The sequence below is a fragment of the Embleya sp. AB8 genome (genome assembly GCF_049739465.1).
In the GTDB taxonomy this organism is placed as follows: Bacteria; Actinomycetota; Actinomycetes; order Streptomycetales; family Streptomycetaceae; genus Embleya.
Genome location: NZ_JBMHHY010000012.1, coordinates 172,770 through 186,865 on the forward strand (window position 1 = coordinate 172,770; position 14,096 = coordinate 186,865).

The window sequence follows — 14,096 nt, forward strand, 5'->3', positions numbered from 1 at the left end:
GCGGTGATCTTCGACTACATGGACCTGGGGTGCTCCGAGGTCATCAACACGCCCCGGGCCTCGGTGTACGCCCAGGCGTACTGCGTGTCGGTGGGCTGCGGCGCCTGCCCGGAGCTGCCGGACGTGCTCGGGCACAACCCGTACACCGACCCGGTGACCGACAACGCTCCCTGGTACGACCCGGCGGCCCCGGAGAGCGCGGGGGTGCTCGGTGTCATGGGCTTGGACGTGGCGGGGTTCCGATCCTCCCCGATCGATCGTGACCCGGTGCAGCTCGTCGGGGACGGCGCGGCCCTGGGTGTGGCGCGCAGGTCGCACCGGCAACTCGTCTACACGGTGCTGCTGATCGCCTTGAACGAGTGCGCACTGTCCTACGGCGTGGGGTGGTTGGCGTCTGCCCTGGAGGGGCCCGGGTGCGGGACGTCGTGCGACGGGGACGTGCTGACGACGTACGCGTGTTGCCCGACGGGGGATGGCACCAACCAGCGGCGCTACCTGTACGACGTGGGTCTGCTGGAGGGTCCGCAGGTGACAGCCGTCGACTACGCGGAGGAAGCGATCGTCGCCCGCGTCTCGTTCACGCTGGTTGCGGCGAAGCCCTGGATTTTCCGAGAGCCGTTGTCCTCCTCGACGGCGTGGGTCGACCTGTCCGCCGGCGCCCAGGTGGTCGTGGACCCGGATGAGATCCATGGCCTGTGTGTGGAGCCCGAGGAGTGTCTCGGCGACCCGGACTGCCCGCCGCCCCTGATGCCGGTCAGGCCGCCGGTGCCGGTCGACGAGTGCTACCCGACGGGATCGGAGACGTTCCGCCGCACTCTGATCGCGATTTCGCCCGGTGACATGTACCAGTGGTTGAACGTCGTGCCGGCTCTGGAGTTGGAGACAGGGTCGAGCGCGCTGCGGCGGCTGGTGGTGCGGTTCCGGCCGAATCTCCTCGGCGGGGACTGCACCGACGTTCCGGACCCGTGCGGGTTGTGCACCGACATCCAGATCCCCTACCTGCCCCCTCGGGCCGTTCTCCGGGTCGACGGGCGGGTCAGGCGTGCGGAGGTGGAATGTGCGTTGGGTGCGACGAGTACGCCGATCGTCTACGGGTCGCGGGGGCGGGCGTTCGAGTGGCCGGCGTTCGACTGCCCCAGTGGTTTGTGCATCGAGATCTTGACCATCGCAGCGACGACGGCGGCCGACGCGCGGGCGCGGGTCTTGGTCGTCGGCCGCTCGGATGTGGGGTGACGCGTGGCCGACGTGTTGGGGTGCCCACGGGAGTACAGGGCAGTCGTCCATTGGCGGGGTGGCGCCCGCCCGTTCACCTCGCCGGACGTGGATTCGCTCACCTCGGTCCGCTGGAGCCGGACGATCAACGACGTCAGCGAAGGCGTCGTCACGATCTCCAAGGCCGGCGCACCTGAGTGCTGCGGCCTGCTTGGGGACATCGAACCGTGGGTGCACGAGCTGTCGATCTACAGGGACGGCGACCTGGTGTGGCAGGGGCCGATCGTGCGAACCGTCGAGGGTCGCCGCAGCGTCAGGGTCGAGGCCCGCGACATGATCGCTTGGCTGGGGAAGCTCGTGAACACCCTCGTCTTGCGGTTCGTGTCGCTGAACCCTGCCGATCCCCTGCACGCGGGACCGGTACAGGAGATCGCCGAAGCGATCATCCGAGCCAACGTCAACGACCCGGACTTCAGCACACCTCCGGACTGGTGCCGGATGCTGCCCTACATCGTCCGCGACGACTCGCCGGTCCTCACCAAGCTAAAGAAGGACGGCAAGTTCGACTCGTCACCGTGGCTGGTGTACGTCCTGAAGATCCTGAACGACGAACTGGTGCCGCGTGGCCTGGAGTACACCACGGTCGGCCGCTCGGTGCTCCTCGGCAAGCCGCAGACGATCACCGACAAAGCGCAGGGCCGGCTGACCCTGGAGCACATCGCCGGCGAGGTCGAGTTGATCAAGGACGGGCCGTCCGGCGCGTCGCTGGTGTGGACGACCAACCAGAACCAAACCAACCTGGAGATCGGCAGCTTCGGGATCGGCGGGTTCACCGATACCGAGTACGGGCGCCTCGACCACCTGGTGCTGTCCCAGGCGGAGGAGATGGACCCGTACGACATGCTGCAGCTCGCGTGGGCGAGCATGATCGGCCGTTTCCCGGTCCCGCCGGCGTTGAGCGTCCCCACTGGGTCACAGCTCACGACGGATGCCCCGGTGTCGATCCACCAGCTCGTGGCCGGCGTCCGCCTGGACGTCGAGGCCACCGGTATGTGCAGCAACGTGACCGTGCCCTATCGCCTCTCCGACGTCGAGGTCGAGTGGGGCGAGTTCGGCGAGCAGGTCGCGGTGTCCCTCGTACCCATCGGAACCGATCCGCCCCCACCCATCCCTTGAGGAGGCCATCCATGCCTGGAGCCCCAGGACAACGAGCGGCGCAGCAGCCGCTGCGGGCCGCAGCGGCAACACAGCGGGCGCTCGGCGCCGCCGTCGCACCGGACGGAGGCGTGCCCGCCCGCGCGGTCGGCGTAGCCATGCTCAACGGCACGGTTTTCAACGTGGATCTGCGCCTGAGCGCGAACAAGGTCCTGTCGCCCCGGAAGCCCGTTGAGCGGCGCCCCGAGCAGAACCCGATGGATTCGACACAGGAGGAAGGTGGACGGGATGGCTTCTCCGCTGACCGCTGACGTGCTGTTGGCGGCGCTGCGCGCCGAGGGGTTGCGCGTGGTGGAAATCGGCGCCTGGCGCACATGGAATCGCGACCGCAAGGGCCCGTTCGGGCCGTTGCATGGAGTCATGATCCACCACACCGCGAGCTCGGGAACCGACTCGACTGTACAGATGTGCCGGGACGGATATGCCGACCTGCCGGGGCCGTTGTGTCATGGAGTGATCGGGAAGGACGGCGTGGTGTACCTGGTGGGATACGGCAGGACGAATCACGCCGGGTTGGGAGACACGGACGTGTTGCGGGCGGTGATCGCCGAGCAGTCCTTGCCGCCCGACAACGAGGCCTCGGTCGACGGCAATCGACACTTCTACGGGTTCGAGTGCACAAATCTCGGTGACGGCGAGGACCCGTGGCCTGATGCGCAGTTGGAGGCGATCGAGCGGGCGGCAGCGGCGCTCTGCCGGGCGCACGGCTGGGGTGCCCACTCGGTGCTCGGTCACAAGGAATGGCAGCCGGGGAAGCCCGATCCGACATTCTCCATGGACACGATGCGGGCCCGGATCGCCGACCGCTTGGGCAGCACGGCTCCGGTGCCGCTACCGGAGCCGCAACGTCCGGTGGTCGACCTCTCCCTCCTGGTCACCGCGGCTCGTACGGACCCGGGCAGGCCCGGTAGCCCCGTGTCGTACGCGGGAGTACGGACTGTGGAAGTCGCCCTCGTAGACGAAGGATTGCTCGCGAAGGCGTATCTGGATGGGCACTTCGGGTCGGCGACGAAGGAGGCGTACAGCCGATGGCAGGAACGTCTCGGGTATCGGGGACGGCTGCCCGGTCAGGCGGCGGACGGCATCCCCGCCCGAACGAGTCTTGTCCGACTCGGTGACCGGCACGGCTTCGACGTGATCAATTGATGGGCGGGTGATCGACAGTGGGATCGACAGGTGGCCAGGCTCTCGACGCGATGCTCTTGTGGGGCGGCTCCTCCACCGTTGTGAGCGGTGTGCTCGCAGCACTGTGGCGGCTCAGGCGGGTGGTCGTCCGGACCGGGCGGCGGGTGGAGACGTTCATGGACGACTGGTACGGGGAAGAGGGCCGGCCCGGTGTACCGGCGCGCCCGGGGCTGATGGAGCGTGTCGGAGGGATGGAGGAACGGTTGGCGCGCATGGAACACGAGTTGCACCCCAACGGCGGCTTGTCACTGCGGGACGCGGTCGACCGGACGAACCGACAGCTCTCCCGGTTGCGTCCGGAGTGTGGCGACGCGGAGCACCGGCCGCAGGTCCAGGGCGAATGAGTGCCAGCCGAGTACGTGGGCGTGTCCCCGAACGCCGACGTACCAGCGATCGGGGACACGTCACTTGGGACGACTCCACGGGGGCCGCGTGAACCCTCTGCGTGTCGGCAGCCTGTGCTCCGGATACTGGGGCCTGGACCTGGCCGTGCTCGACGTCCTGGGCGGTGGGGTGGCCTGGTTCGCCGACCCGGACCCAGCGGCGACCGCGATCCTGGCGCGCTCCTGGCCAGCCCGTGCCGAACCTCGGTGACATCCGCGTTGCGGACTTCCGGGCGGCGCCCCGGGGGATGTCGTGACGGAAGCGGGGTTCCCGTGCCAGGACGTGAGCTTGGCCGGGCGGCGGGCGGGGGTTCTCGCGGGTACCCGGTCGAGCCTGTGACATCAAGTCGCTGGCGCTGTGGGCCGGTTGCGACCCGGCCTGGTGTTCATCGAGAACGTGGAGGGGTTGCTCAGTGCTTCGGCCAATATCGCGCTCCGCATAACACGCCGCGTGTGTCGCGCCGGGCAGGCATGATGGTTCGGTCCGGACATGCGACCGCCCCGCCCCTAGCGGATCTGGGGACGGGGCGGTCGACCGTTCAGCGAGTGGTGGCTGCCAGGAACGCGGACCATGCCTGGACACCGGGGGTGATCACGGGCGACTCGGAGACCTTGCTGTCTCGAACACCGACCATGCCGGTCAACCACGCGACCTCAACGCAGTCACCGCCCGAGCCGGTGCTGTAGCTGCTCTTACGCCATATCGCCGTCTGCTCGGTCATAGCTCTTTCGCAATCCTCTCGATCAGTTGGAGGCTCTGGTCCTTCGGCAACGCCTGCGACCTGATCCTGCCGTAACGCTGGGCCAGGATGGCGACGTGCTCCGGGTCACTGACCCATTGATCACCACCCTGTCCCTCCATGTATCCGAGGTCCTGCCCGTCGCACGTCCTCAGAAGGATCATCGGCCCCTCCAGGCCGCTGTGCTCTTCCGCTTCCTGGGGCATGACCTGAAGCGAGAGGTAGCGCAGCTTCGCGCACTCGATCAAGTGCCGAAGCTGGCGCTGAAGCGTCGCCTTCCCGCCCAGTGCCCTGCGCAGAACGGACTCCTCCACAACGAACGACAGCTCGGGGGGCGATCGCCGGGTCAACAGCGGCTGCCGAGACAGGCGTTTCGCCGCCAGCTTCTCCACTCGGTCGTCGTCGTGCGGTGGCACGAAATCGTTGAACGTAGCTCTCGCGTACTCCTCGGTTTGCAGCAATCCGGGCATGGCCATGGTGTTGTACGAGGAGAGACTGAGGCAATCCGCCTCCCTCGCCGCGTATTCGCCGAACAGGCGAGGGGACACTTTGGGATGCGCTCTGAGCTTTTCCGCCGCAGTGGCCACAATGCCCTTGGCCTGGAGCAGTTTGTCCAGCTCGGTGAACGTCCTCGCGTCGGGGAAACGCGCTCCTCTTTCCCATGACCTTACTGCCGCCTCGGAGTTGCCGATGCGGCTGGCAAGTTCGGGTCGGGACAGGCCGAGCCCTTCGCGCAAGGTTTGTATCTGCAACCCCAGCATCTCGGCCGCGATGTCTTTGTCGCCTGCTGTCACGTGGTGTACCTCCCGTGTGCCAGCGGTGTGCCGTCCGGTAACAGGGCCGTCTCACCGGGTGTCGATCGGTGTCGGCGGCGCGGGTGGATGTGTCGTGTGAGGCCGGATCCTGTATCACGTGTGCACGCACAGTGTCGGGTCGACCACTGGTCACGGTAGTCCTGAGCCGGTGATGCTGGGGGCATGACGCCAGATCACCCGTCGGACGTGTTCACTGAGTCCCTCCCGGACTGGGTAACGGATCACGAGCCGGCGGAAGTTGTCGCGGGCCGGTACTGCGACGCGGTCCGGATCGGCGGACGCCGGGGCCTGGACGTGGCCTTGGCGCTCGCTGTCGAGACCGAGGGCCAGCCGGGCGGCATCGCCTTCGAGGACGGGCAGATGCTGGTCTTCCTGACTGCACCGAACTTGGCGCGAACCCGCCGATGGCCGCCGGGCGTTGTAGTGCGCGACAGCCGTTCGAAGGCGACCATCAGCATCCCCGCCGCAGGCGCCGGCCGGGTATCCGAGGTTCGCTGGTGGTCTCCACCGTCCGTGCGCACGCCGCTGGTCGACGCGGTGACGTTGCACCGGATCCTCATGGAGCAACTCGAGGATGCCGTCGAGGATCCGACGTACTGGCTGTCCGAGCCGATCCCCGAGCACTAACCGTTCTGCGCCCCCGCGATGCGCCACGTGCCGCGGGCGGCACCGAGTCGACGGTGAGCGTCATCCCGTCGAACCTTCTTCCCCTTTGACCTGGCCGGGCGCCATGGGTCGCCGGCCGGGTGAGCAATCACCGCCAGGAGTTGCGATGCCGCACGTCCCGAACACGATCGGTGGCGTATCCCCCGCCGCCCATGCGATGCGCACCGAACACGCCTTAAGCGCGCTGCGCGTCGAGTGGGCGCTGAAGCTCGGCCAACGGTTGAAGGCCGCCTCGCCGATGGGCAACGCCGAGGGCGAGTGGTTCCGGTCGGGTGCGGCCTGGTTGCAACCGGGCTCCGTGTTCTCCGCCGTCGCCGTCCCGGCCCCCCTGATCCACGCCGCCGTCGACAGGCGGAGTCCGGAGGAGGCCGCCGCGCCGCTCGCCGAGGCCCTCGACGGGCCGGTCTACTACCGCCCGTCGCGGTTCGACCTCGACGAGGAGTACACGGTCCTGTTGTCCGTGAGCGACGGGGAGGCGTGGGACATGCCGCCCACGCGGCGGATCGGCACGCACGCCTTCGTGCGGGTTCCCGCACCGGGCCGATACCGGCCGCGAGTCGACGGGGACTCGTGGTGGGTCGTCCCGGCCACCGGACCGGACTTGTGCACCGCTGCGCGGCTCGCGGCCCTTCTTGACGCCGGCTGGCAACGGAACCGTTGCTTCACTGGCGGTCGGGGTGATTAGGCCCGGGTGGTTGCCGTCGAGACGGGCCACGGTCCGCCGGACCGTAGAGCCGGCCGGCGAGGCCATCGCACAGGTGCGGAGCAGCAGCCCGATGGCGGGCGCCCCCCGCGCCATCGGTAGGCATGTCCACACGAAGAGCCTGCCGTCCCTGCCGGAATCCGCCCGGGAGGCCCGCCGGTTGGTGACCTCGGCCCTGGCCGGGTGGGGCCTCGCGGACGACGACGACGGTGCGCTCGTCGTCGTCACCGAGCTGATGTCGAACGCCCACCGGCACGCCGCTACGCCGACGATCCGCGTCGGCGTGCGGTGGATGGGGCCGCGGTTGGTGCGCGTGTTCGTGGTGGACAGGTCGGACGTCATGCCGCTGGTCCGGCCTCCGGACACCGGTTCCGTCGACGGACGGGGCCTGACGCTGGTGAACGCGCTGTCCGAGGGCCGGTGGGGGGTGGAGCCGTTGCCCGTCGGCAAGCGGGTGTGGGCCGAAGTGACCGTGACCGTCGCGGACGACCCCACGTGAGGGGCGCGCAATGGATCGCCGATGGGTGGTCGGCCTGTGTTGGCGGTGCGAGCAGGTCGACGTGCCGGTCCTGTGGCTCGGCCCCGTACACACCGACTACGAGGGCGCCGGACCGTTCTACGTCTGCGAGCCGTGCATCCGCCGCCTCGAAGCCCTCGTCCGCGCCTACCAGGACCACCGGGTCTTCGAATGACGAGCAATTCATCCCCTCTGTGCCGCTCGCACTTCTCTCGATCGTGAAGGAATCCACGATGTCCATTGATCCCCCTGTTCCTTCGGACGTGTCGCCGGAGGGGGGCGAGCCGTGGGAGTGGCTTCTGGATGCGGCACTGTTGGCACCACAGGCGCGCGCGGAGTGGGCGCACGCCGGAGCCGGTTGGTTCGTGCCGGGGACGGTGTTCTCCGCCGTGACGCTCCAGGCCGGGGCAGTTCATGCCGCGCTCGGCAGTTGGGAGCCGGGTGAGTTCGCCGAACACCTGGCGTCGGTGATCGACGGGCCGATGTTCTTCCGGCCGGGGGCCCACGACCGCGACGACGGCACCTACACCGGTCTCGTGCCCTACTCCGTGGGACGGCGCTGGGTCGTGCCGCTGACGACCCTGGAGCCGGCGCGCCGGCCCCTGCTGATCCCCGCACCCGACCGGAACATGCCCGAACGCGACGGGCCTTGGTGGGTGGTCCCGGTGACGGAACCAGGGTGCTTGTGCTCGGTCCGAGCGTTGACCCGGCTCGTCAACGCCGGCCGCGGAAGGTGGATGGACTGGTGACCCGGGAGACGCGGGAGGAGACCTTCCGGCGCTTGGACGACGCGATCAGGGACGTGTCCGGCGGGCAGTTCGATATCAGGCCACCCACCGGGGTGTACATCCGGGAAGCGTTCGTACACCCGGAGGGCGGTGGCGTGTTCGACATGGAGACGTGTCCCGACGGGTCGCTGGTGTCGATCATCAGGGCGTGGGCGCAGGCGCGGCCCGGGTTCGTGCGGTTGTGGGTGCTGCCGTTCGGGCCGCGTGCCCAGCACGTGACGACGGTCATGTGGGTGGGCTCCGACGCCGACGTCCAGGCGCGGTATGCGAAATGTCTGGCCGCGCTCGCGGCGGACGGGTGGCACATCCTGGCCCCCGCCGGGAGCCTCAACGCTTGCGAGAGCAGCGCGCCCGAGATCGAGCAGGCCGATGAGAGCGGCCGGCATCGCGTTGCCTAGCCGGGGGACGCCGGCGTCCCCATGCCGGATGTGCGTCGATCTCGCCGCCGAGGGGCGCGCCGGCCGTTCGGTGGCGTTGTGGATGCTGGTGGGGCATCACATGACCGTTCACCGCGCGGTCGGCGAACAGGTGGCCACCTGCGGGGAATGCGCGTACTGGGAGCGGTCGGACCTGATGATCGCCCCGGATCTGGTGGCGAACTGGCGCCGCCGACACCACGTTGCGCACATGCTGCGGATCGTATGGAACGGCCCCGGCCACCCGCTGCGGTTCGCGGACATGCCGCGCCGTGGGGAACACAAATTTGGGCGCTGACGCCACGTGCGCACGGGGGCCGGATGTACTCCGGCCCCCGATCTCCAGCCGCGGCCGGGGCGATTTCCGAACTGGGACGGAAGGTTATTGATGATCACGCAAGGAGCCTGTGGGATGCTGACGTTCAACCTCAACAACCCGTCGCTGGTGAGGGCGCGTCAGCAGGTCGCGTATCTCGCGGCACGCCCGGAGCAGGTCCTGGTGCTCACGGAGACGGCGGACAGCGTCGGATGCAACCACTTGGCTGAGCGGTTCACCGCGGCCGGGTACGAGGTGGCGTTTCCTCGGCCGGGGTGGCGCGAGCGTGGGGTGATGGTCGTGAGCCGCCTCGCCATGCGTCCGGCATCGTTCTGGGTCGACTACCTGCCGCATCGCGCGGTCGCGGTGACCGTGGACACCGACCGAGGGCCGCTCGACGTGATCGGCCTGTACGTACCCTCGCGCGATGCGACACCGGAGAAGACCGAGCGCAAGCGGCGGTTCCTGGAGGAGATTTCGACGGCGCTGCCGAGCGGCGCGGTTGGGGCGCGGGTCGTGATCGGCGACCTCAACGTCCTGGAACGCAATCACGTGCCACGCTACAAGGTGCTCCGGCCGTTCGAGTACGAGTTCTACGACGGCCTCGCGGAGGCCGGGTACCGGGATGCGTACCGCGAACTGCACGCGACCGCGCGCGAGTACTCGTGGGTCGGCCGGACCGGGGACGGCTACCGGTACGACCACGCCCATGTGTCGAAGCTGCTCCTGGACACCCTGAGCGGCTGTGCGTACGACCACGAGCCGCGTACCGGGGCCTACCGGCTCACCGACCACTCCAGCCTTTCCATTTCACTAGCGGTTGCCGCGACGGCGCCGTTGTCGGTGGGCGATCCGACGATCGAACCCGAGCGGACCCTGGCCTGAGCACCACACCTCGCGCTGGACGCGCGCACCGTCGGGCTGTTCACGGCGGTGCGCGCGTCGCCCGTGGCTACGGGGCGGCGGGGGTTGTTTGGATCAGTGCGCCGATGGAGGCGAGTTTCCCGACGGGGTCTTCGTAGCCGCGTTCGACGAAGCGGGTGCCGCTGATGGTGCTGTCGCCTCGGGCGATGAGGGCGGCGAGCAGGTAGGCGAAGCCAGCGCGGAGGTCGGGGATTTCGAGGTCGCCGCCGGTGAGGGGGGTGCGCCCGAGGACGACGGCGGAGTGTTCGAAGTCGCGGCTGGCGAAGCGGCAGGGTTTGCCGCCGAGGCAGTCGGTACTGAGGATGACGTTGGCGCCCATGTCGGCAAGTTGGCGAGTGTAGCCGAACCGGTCCTCGTAGATGGTCTCGTGGATCACGGACGCGCCGTTGGCCTGGGTGAGCAGCACGGTCAGGGGCTGTTGCCAGTCGGTCATGCATCCGGGGTGCACGTCGGTCTGGACGTGGACGGCGCTCAGGTCGCGGGCGCGGTGGAAGGCGAGCCCGTGTTCGGTGACCTCGAACTCGCCTCCGAGTTTCCGGAGGTGGTTGAGAAAGGTGGTCATGTGTTCCTGAACGGCGCCCACGACTTCGACGCGTCCGTTGGTGGCGACGGCGGCGGCGGCGAAGCTCGCGGCCTCGATGCGGTCGGGGATCGGGGCATGGCGGGCGCCGCGCAGGCGGGATACGCCCTGGACGACGATGGTTCGGTCGACACGGACGTCGACGAGGGCGCCCATCTGTTGCAGGAACATGATCAGGTCGATGATCTCGGGTTCGACCGCCGCGTTGGAGATGACGGTGGTGCCCTGGGCGAGGACGGCGGCCAGGAGCAGGTTCTCGGTGGCGCCGACGCTGGGGAACGGCAGCTCGATGTGTGCCGCCTTGAGTCCGAGCGCCTTCACTCGGACGGAGCGGAGCTGTTCGGTGATCTCGGCGCCCATGGCGCGCAGGCCGCTCAGGTGGAAGTCGACGGGGCGCTTTCCGATGCGGCAGCCGCCGGGCAGGGGAACGACGGTCTCGCCAACGCGGTGCAGGAGGGGGCCCATCATGAGGATGGGGATGCGGTTGACGCCGCTGTACACCTCGGACAGGGACGGGTTGACGACCGTGGGCGTGGCGACGCGCACGGTGTGTTCGTCGAGCCATTCGACGTGGGTGCCCAGCTCGGCGAGCATGTCCAGGACGATCTGGACCTCGACAATGCGCGGCACCCTGCTCAGCACACAGGGCTCGGTGGTGAGCAGGGTGGCCACGAGGAGTTTCGTCACGCTGTTCTTGGCACCGGCTACCTGTACCGCGCCGCGCAGCGGTTCCCCGCCGGTGACGCGGTACAGATGCCGGTCGGCGGCCATGGTCTGGGCCGCGGTGTTCGTGTTGTTCGCCTCCACGGACGGGATTCCTCCGTTGTGATCGGGTGGATACGCCCAGTGTCGGCGCGAACCGATCTAAGCAGAGGCGCGGGCGTCCTCGGGGGCGTGATCGGGGGTGAAGAGGGGGTTGGTACGCACGTGTGACAGCCCGCCGAGCAGGGTGGCCTGGAGGAGGGCGGCGTGCGCTCCGGACTCGATTCGGTGGAGGTTGTTGGCGGCCTCGTGGAGGGTGCGGCCGATGGTCATGGCGCCGTGCCGGTAGATGGTGAATCCGAGGCCGTGTCGGTCGAGTTCGTCCGCGCGGGGTGCGAGGTGGGCAAGCACCTGGGGGATGAGTTCCATGTTGACGGCGTAGGGGCCGGGGGACTGGGCGACCCCGGGAATCATCGGCATGGCGGTGAAGCCGTCGGCGACCCGGCGCTTGATGGCGCGGTCGTCCGCCGCCACGCACGGGATCTCTCCGAGGGTGTCGAGCTGGTTGGTGACGGAGGGGATGGTCTCGCCCAGGGACGCGAACGCCAGCGCGTACGGGGGGTGGGCGTGCGCGATGCCGTGGCAGGCGGGGAAAGCCTCGTACAGGGCCAGGTGCATCGGGGTACCGGAGGCGCCGAGCGGTCCGGTCTTCTCGACCACGTTGCCGTGGGGGTCCAGGACGACGAAGTCGGCGGTGGTGATGTTCCACCAGCGGAAGGACAGGGTGGTGGACGACATGAGGATGTTGCCGTCGTCCAGACGCATGCTGACCGCGCCGCCTCCGGGCTGGAGGACGCTCCAGCGGATCAGTTCGTGGACGATCTCGACGGCGTGTTCGCGCTCGCTCGTGTAGTGCATGGGTTTGCCTTTCTTCAGGAGGCGGGTTCGAGTACGGGCAGGTAGGAGACGTGGGGGCGGCGCGGTTCCTGGATGGTGTCGGTGGGGTCGTGGCGCGGGCGCACGACGGTGTGCGGCGGCACCACGGCCCCGGGCAGGTGCACGCCGCCGTAGACGACGGTGTCGGGACCGATGAGCGTGCCGGGGCCCATCACCACGCCCGGTGCCACGCGGCAGCGGTCGCCCAGGACCGCGCCGAACTTGGGGGTGCCACAGCCGTATGCGGTGCCGTCGGGCAAGCGGACGATGATTTCCCGGTCAGGTGCCCGCATGTCCTGGTTCCACAGGTGGACCGAGGCCACCAGGATGCGGGCACCCAGGTGGGCGCCGGGGCCCACGATGGTGCGGCCGAGCGAGATCCGGTGGGCGAGGGAGACGCCCTGCGCGAGGACGGTGCGGATGACCTCGCAGTTGTGCCCGACGTTGACGCCGCGCGAGAGAACGGAGCCGTCGCGAACGGTGCTGTATTCGTGGACGGTTACGTCCGGGCCGATCAGGACGTCCTCGCCGATGATGGCCGTGGGGTGCACGCGGGCGCTGGGGTCGATCCGGTGGCCGGCGCGTGCGCGCGCCGTGCGGTACGCGGCGGGGCACACCCGCGCGAGGTCGGCGATCTCGACGTCGTCGAGCACGCCCAGGCCCCACGCGCGCAACATTGTGTCGGAGTCCAGCGACACGAAGTCGCCCAGACGCGGGGTGTTCACCGGACTCCGACCGGCCGACGCAGGGCAAGCAGCGCGTGGCACAGCTCCAGGTACTCGTCGGCGCAGCGGGCCGGGGTGAACCGGCCCAGGGCCCGGCGGCGTGCGGCCCATCCCAGGGCGGCGAGGGTCGCGGGATCGGCCTTGGCTACCTCGTCGAGGCGTTCGGTCAGTTGCCTCGGGTCAGTGGCGTCGTAGGTGTAGCCGGTGATGCCGTGCAGGACGAGTTCGGGGTTGGCGCCGGTGTCGGGGACGATCGCGGGGACGGCGACGCCGGCCGCGTCGAGGATCCCGCGGCCGAAGCCTTCCTGGTCGGAGGCCGACACGAGGGCGTGCGCGCCGGCGAGGTGTCGGGCCAGGTCGCCGGCCCACCCGTGGAAGGTCACCGGTGCGCCCTGGGCCGCGGCGCGGTGTTCGAGTCGCGGGTGTTCGGATCCCGCTTCGCCGTAGACGTCCAGGCGTACGCGGTCGCGGTGGCGCATGGCGCCGACCGCGTCGACGAGGACGTCCAGGCGTTTCCACGCGACCGACCGGCACACCGCGACCAGGCGCACTCCGGGGTGTCCCACGGGTGCCGGGGGTCGCCATTCGGGTACGGACACGCCGTTGAGAATCGTCGACACCTGTACCTCGGCCGGCGCCACCGCCCGCACGGACACGGCCGACGCCTGCGAGATGCCGACCCATCGGGCGATCCCCGGCACCAGTTCGTCCCACGGCAGCGTGCCGGGCGTGTACTCCACGAGAGTGCCGCGATCGGGGTCGACGACCCGGAACGGCTGGGCGGGGTGCAGAATCCCTCGCACCACGGCGATCACCGGCACCCGAGGGGGAACCAGGCGCGGGTCGAGCAGCATCGTACGGTGGCTGCCGATCACCACGCCGTCCCCGTCCCGGCCCAACGCCCGTGCCACGGCGTGCGCGTAGGCGTCCACCCCCGAGACCTCGTGGACCTCGACGCCGTCCCCGCCCGGGTATGCGGGGCCTCCCTCGGCCCGCCACCACACCACGGCGACCGGCAGGCCGGACGCCGCCAACTCGTGGGCCAGTTCCGGCACCGATCGTTCCGCTCCCCCACGCGCGGTCGCGCACCACGTGAGCACGATCCGAGGCATCACCGTCGTCCCCCTTCACTCGATCGCCCGACCGCTCCGGTGGGGCCGGCACGACCGAGCCTCGCCGCGCGCAGGACGGATCGGGAATGGGAGTCGCCTATATGGGACGTTCCGATGGTTGATCACCCGCCGTGCCGCCATGCTGGCTCACAGCGATCAGA

The 14,096-nt window shown here is 69.4% G+C and carries 20 protein-coding genes; 14 read left to right on the forward strand and 6 right to left on the reverse strand.

What is annotated here, in order from left to right:
- Positions 1 to 3: 3 nt before the first annotated feature.
- From ABIA38_RS19330 to ABIA38_RS19355, 6 genes are all read left to right on the forward strand, one after another.
- Complete coding sequence (locus ABIA38_RS19330; RefSeq protein ID WP_424639933.1) at positions 4 to 1,233, forward strand: hypothetical protein; 1,230 nt, start codon at positions 4 to 6, stop codon at positions 1,231 to 1,233.
- An 87-nt stretch (positions 1,234 to 1,320) separates the two neighbouring features.
- Positions 1,321 to 2,388 carry a hypothetical protein gene (locus tag ABIA38_RS19335; RefSeq protein WP_424639934.1) on the forward strand — a complete coding sequence of 356 codons (1,068 nt, stop codon included), beginning with the start codon at positions 1,321 to 1,323 and terminating at the stop codon, positions 2,386 to 2,388.
- Positions 2,389 to 2,399: 11 nt separating this feature from the next.
- The gene (locus tag ABIA38_RS19340) at positions 2,400 to 2,678 is read left to right on the forward strand and encodes a hypothetical protein (protein ID WP_424639935.1); all 279 of its coding nucleotides are present in this window, start codon (positions 2,400 to 2,402) and stop codon (positions 2,676 to 2,678) included.
- Positions 2,656 to 3,573 carry an N-acetylmuramoyl-L-alanine amidase gene (locus ABIA38_RS19345; RefSeq protein ID WP_424639936.1) on the forward strand — a complete coding sequence of 306 codons (918 nt, stop codon included), beginning with the start codon at positions 2,656 to 2,658 and terminating at the stop codon, positions 3,571 to 3,573. Before ABIA38_RS19340 ends, ABIA38_RS19345 begins: the two co-directional genes overlap by 23 nt.
- An 89-nt stretch (positions 3,574 to 3,662) precedes the next feature.
- Positions 3,663 to 3,956, forward strand: a complete 294-nt coding sequence (locus ABIA38_RS19350) for a hypothetical protein (RefSeq protein ID WP_424639937.1) — start codon at positions 3,663 to 3,665, stop codon at positions 3,954 to 3,956.
- Positions 3,957 to 4,044: 88 nt separating this feature from the next.
- Positions 4,045 to 4,206 (forward strand): hypothetical protein, encoded by a 162-nt coding sequence (locus tag ABIA38_RS19355; RefSeq protein ID WP_424639938.1) that lies wholly within the window; start codon positions 4,045 to 4,047, stop codon positions 4,204 to 4,206.
- Positions 4,207 to 4,534: 328 nt separating this feature from the next.
- Here the strand turns inward: ABIA38_RS19355 and ABIA38_RS19360 are convergent, their stop codons facing one another.
- Both ABIA38_RS19360 and ABIA38_RS19365 read right to left on the reverse strand, forming a co-directional pair.
- Positions 4,535 to 4,717 carry a DUF397 domain-containing protein gene (locus ABIA38_RS19360; RefSeq protein ID WP_424639939.1) on the reverse strand — a complete coding sequence of 61 codons (183 nt, stop codon included), beginning with the start codon at positions 4,715 to 4,717 and terminating at the stop codon, positions 4,535 to 4,537.
- Positions 4,714 to 5,529 carry a helix-turn-helix domain-containing protein gene (locus tag ABIA38_RS19365; RefSeq protein WP_424639940.1) on the reverse strand — a complete coding sequence of 272 codons (816 nt, stop codon included), beginning with the start codon at positions 5,527 to 5,529 and terminating at the stop codon, positions 4,714 to 4,716. Before ABIA38_RS19365 ends, ABIA38_RS19360 begins: the two co-directional genes overlap by 4 nt.
- Before the next feature lie 321 nt (positions 5,530 to 5,850).
- On the opposite strand from ABIA38_RS19365, the gene ABIA38_RS19370 reads away from it, so the two are divergent.
- From ABIA38_RS19370 to ABIA38_RS19405, 8 genes are all read left to right on the forward strand, one after another.
- A complete protein-coding gene (locus tag ABIA38_RS19370) occupies positions 5,851 to 6,177 on the forward strand; it encodes a hypothetical protein (protein WP_424639941.1) in 327 nt (108 codons plus the stop codon).
- Positions 6,178 to 6,322: 145 nt separating this feature from the next.
- Positions 6,323 to 6,901 (forward strand): hypothetical protein, encoded by a 579-nt coding sequence (locus ABIA38_RS19375; RefSeq protein ID WP_424639942.1) that lies wholly within the window; start codon positions 6,323 to 6,325, stop codon positions 6,899 to 6,901.
- Between the two features lie 91 nt (positions 6,902 to 6,992).
- Positions 6,993 to 7,418, forward strand: coding sequence for an ATP-binding protein (locus ABIA38_RS19380; protein WP_424639943.1), 426 nt, complete (start codon positions 6,993 to 6,995; stop codon positions 7,416 to 7,418).
- A gap of 10 nt (positions 7,419 to 7,428) precedes the next feature.
- The gene (locus ABIA38_RS19385; protein ID WP_424639944.1) at positions 7,429 to 7,611 is read left to right on the forward strand and encodes a hypothetical protein; all 183 of its coding nucleotides are present in this window, start codon (positions 7,429 to 7,431) and stop codon (positions 7,609 to 7,611) included.
- 58 nt (positions 7,612 to 7,669) lie between these two features.
- Complete coding sequence (locus ABIA38_RS19390) at positions 7,670 to 8,185, forward strand: hypothetical protein (RefSeq protein ID WP_424639945.1); 516 nt, start codon at positions 7,670 to 7,672, stop codon at positions 8,183 to 8,185.
- Entirely contained in the window at positions 8,182 to 8,622 is a 441-nt protein-coding gene (locus ABIA38_RS19395; RefSeq protein ID WP_424639946.1) for a hypothetical protein, read from the forward strand. The genes ABIA38_RS19390 and ABIA38_RS19395 overlap by 4 nt, the downstream gene beginning before the upstream one ends.
- Before the next feature lie 28 nt (positions 8,623 to 8,650).
- Positions 8,651 to 8,938, forward strand: coding sequence for a hypothetical protein (locus tag ABIA38_RS19400; RefSeq protein ID WP_424639947.1), 288 nt, complete (start codon positions 8,651 to 8,653; stop codon positions 8,936 to 8,938).
- Between the two features lie 114 nt (positions 8,939 to 9,052).
- Positions 9,053 to 9,841: an endonuclease/exonuclease/phosphatase family protein gene (locus ABIA38_RS19405; RefSeq protein ID WP_424639948.1), complete on the forward strand. Its 789-nt coding sequence runs from the start codon at positions 9,053 to 9,055 to the stop codon at positions 9,839 to 9,841.
- A 67-nt stretch (positions 9,842 to 9,908) separates the two neighbouring features.
- Here the strand turns inward: ABIA38_RS19405 and murA are convergent, their stop codons facing one another.
- The 4 genes from murA to ABIA38_RS19425 all read right to left on the reverse strand — a co-directional run bounded on the left by murA (position 9,909) and on the right by ABIA38_RS19425 (position 13,935).
- Positions 9,909 to 11,231 carry a UDP-N-acetylglucosamine 1-carboxyvinyltransferase gene (murA, locus tag ABIA38_RS19410; protein WP_424640061.1) on the reverse strand — a complete coding sequence of 441 codons (1,323 nt, stop codon included), beginning with the start codon at positions 11,229 to 11,231 and terminating at the stop codon, positions 9,909 to 9,911.
- A gap of 93 nt (positions 11,232 to 11,324) precedes the next feature.
- The gene (locus ABIA38_RS19415) at positions 11,325 to 12,080 is read right to left on the reverse strand and encodes a class II aldolase/adducin family protein (RefSeq protein WP_424639949.1); all 756 of its coding nucleotides are present in this window, start codon (positions 12,078 to 12,080) and stop codon (positions 11,325 to 11,327) included.
- A gap of 14 nt (positions 12,081 to 12,094) precedes the next feature.
- Positions 12,095 to 12,823: a transferase gene (locus tag ABIA38_RS19420; RefSeq protein WP_424639950.1), complete on the reverse strand. Its 729-nt coding sequence runs from the start codon at positions 12,821 to 12,823 to the stop codon at positions 12,095 to 12,097.
- Positions 12,820 to 13,935, reverse strand: coding sequence for a glycosyltransferase family 4 protein (locus ABIA38_RS19425; protein WP_424639951.1), 1,116 nt, complete (start codon positions 13,933 to 13,935; stop codon positions 12,820 to 12,822). The genes ABIA38_RS19420 and ABIA38_RS19425 overlap by 4 nt, the downstream gene beginning before the upstream one ends.
- Positions 13,936 to 14,096: the final 161 nt, after the last annotated feature.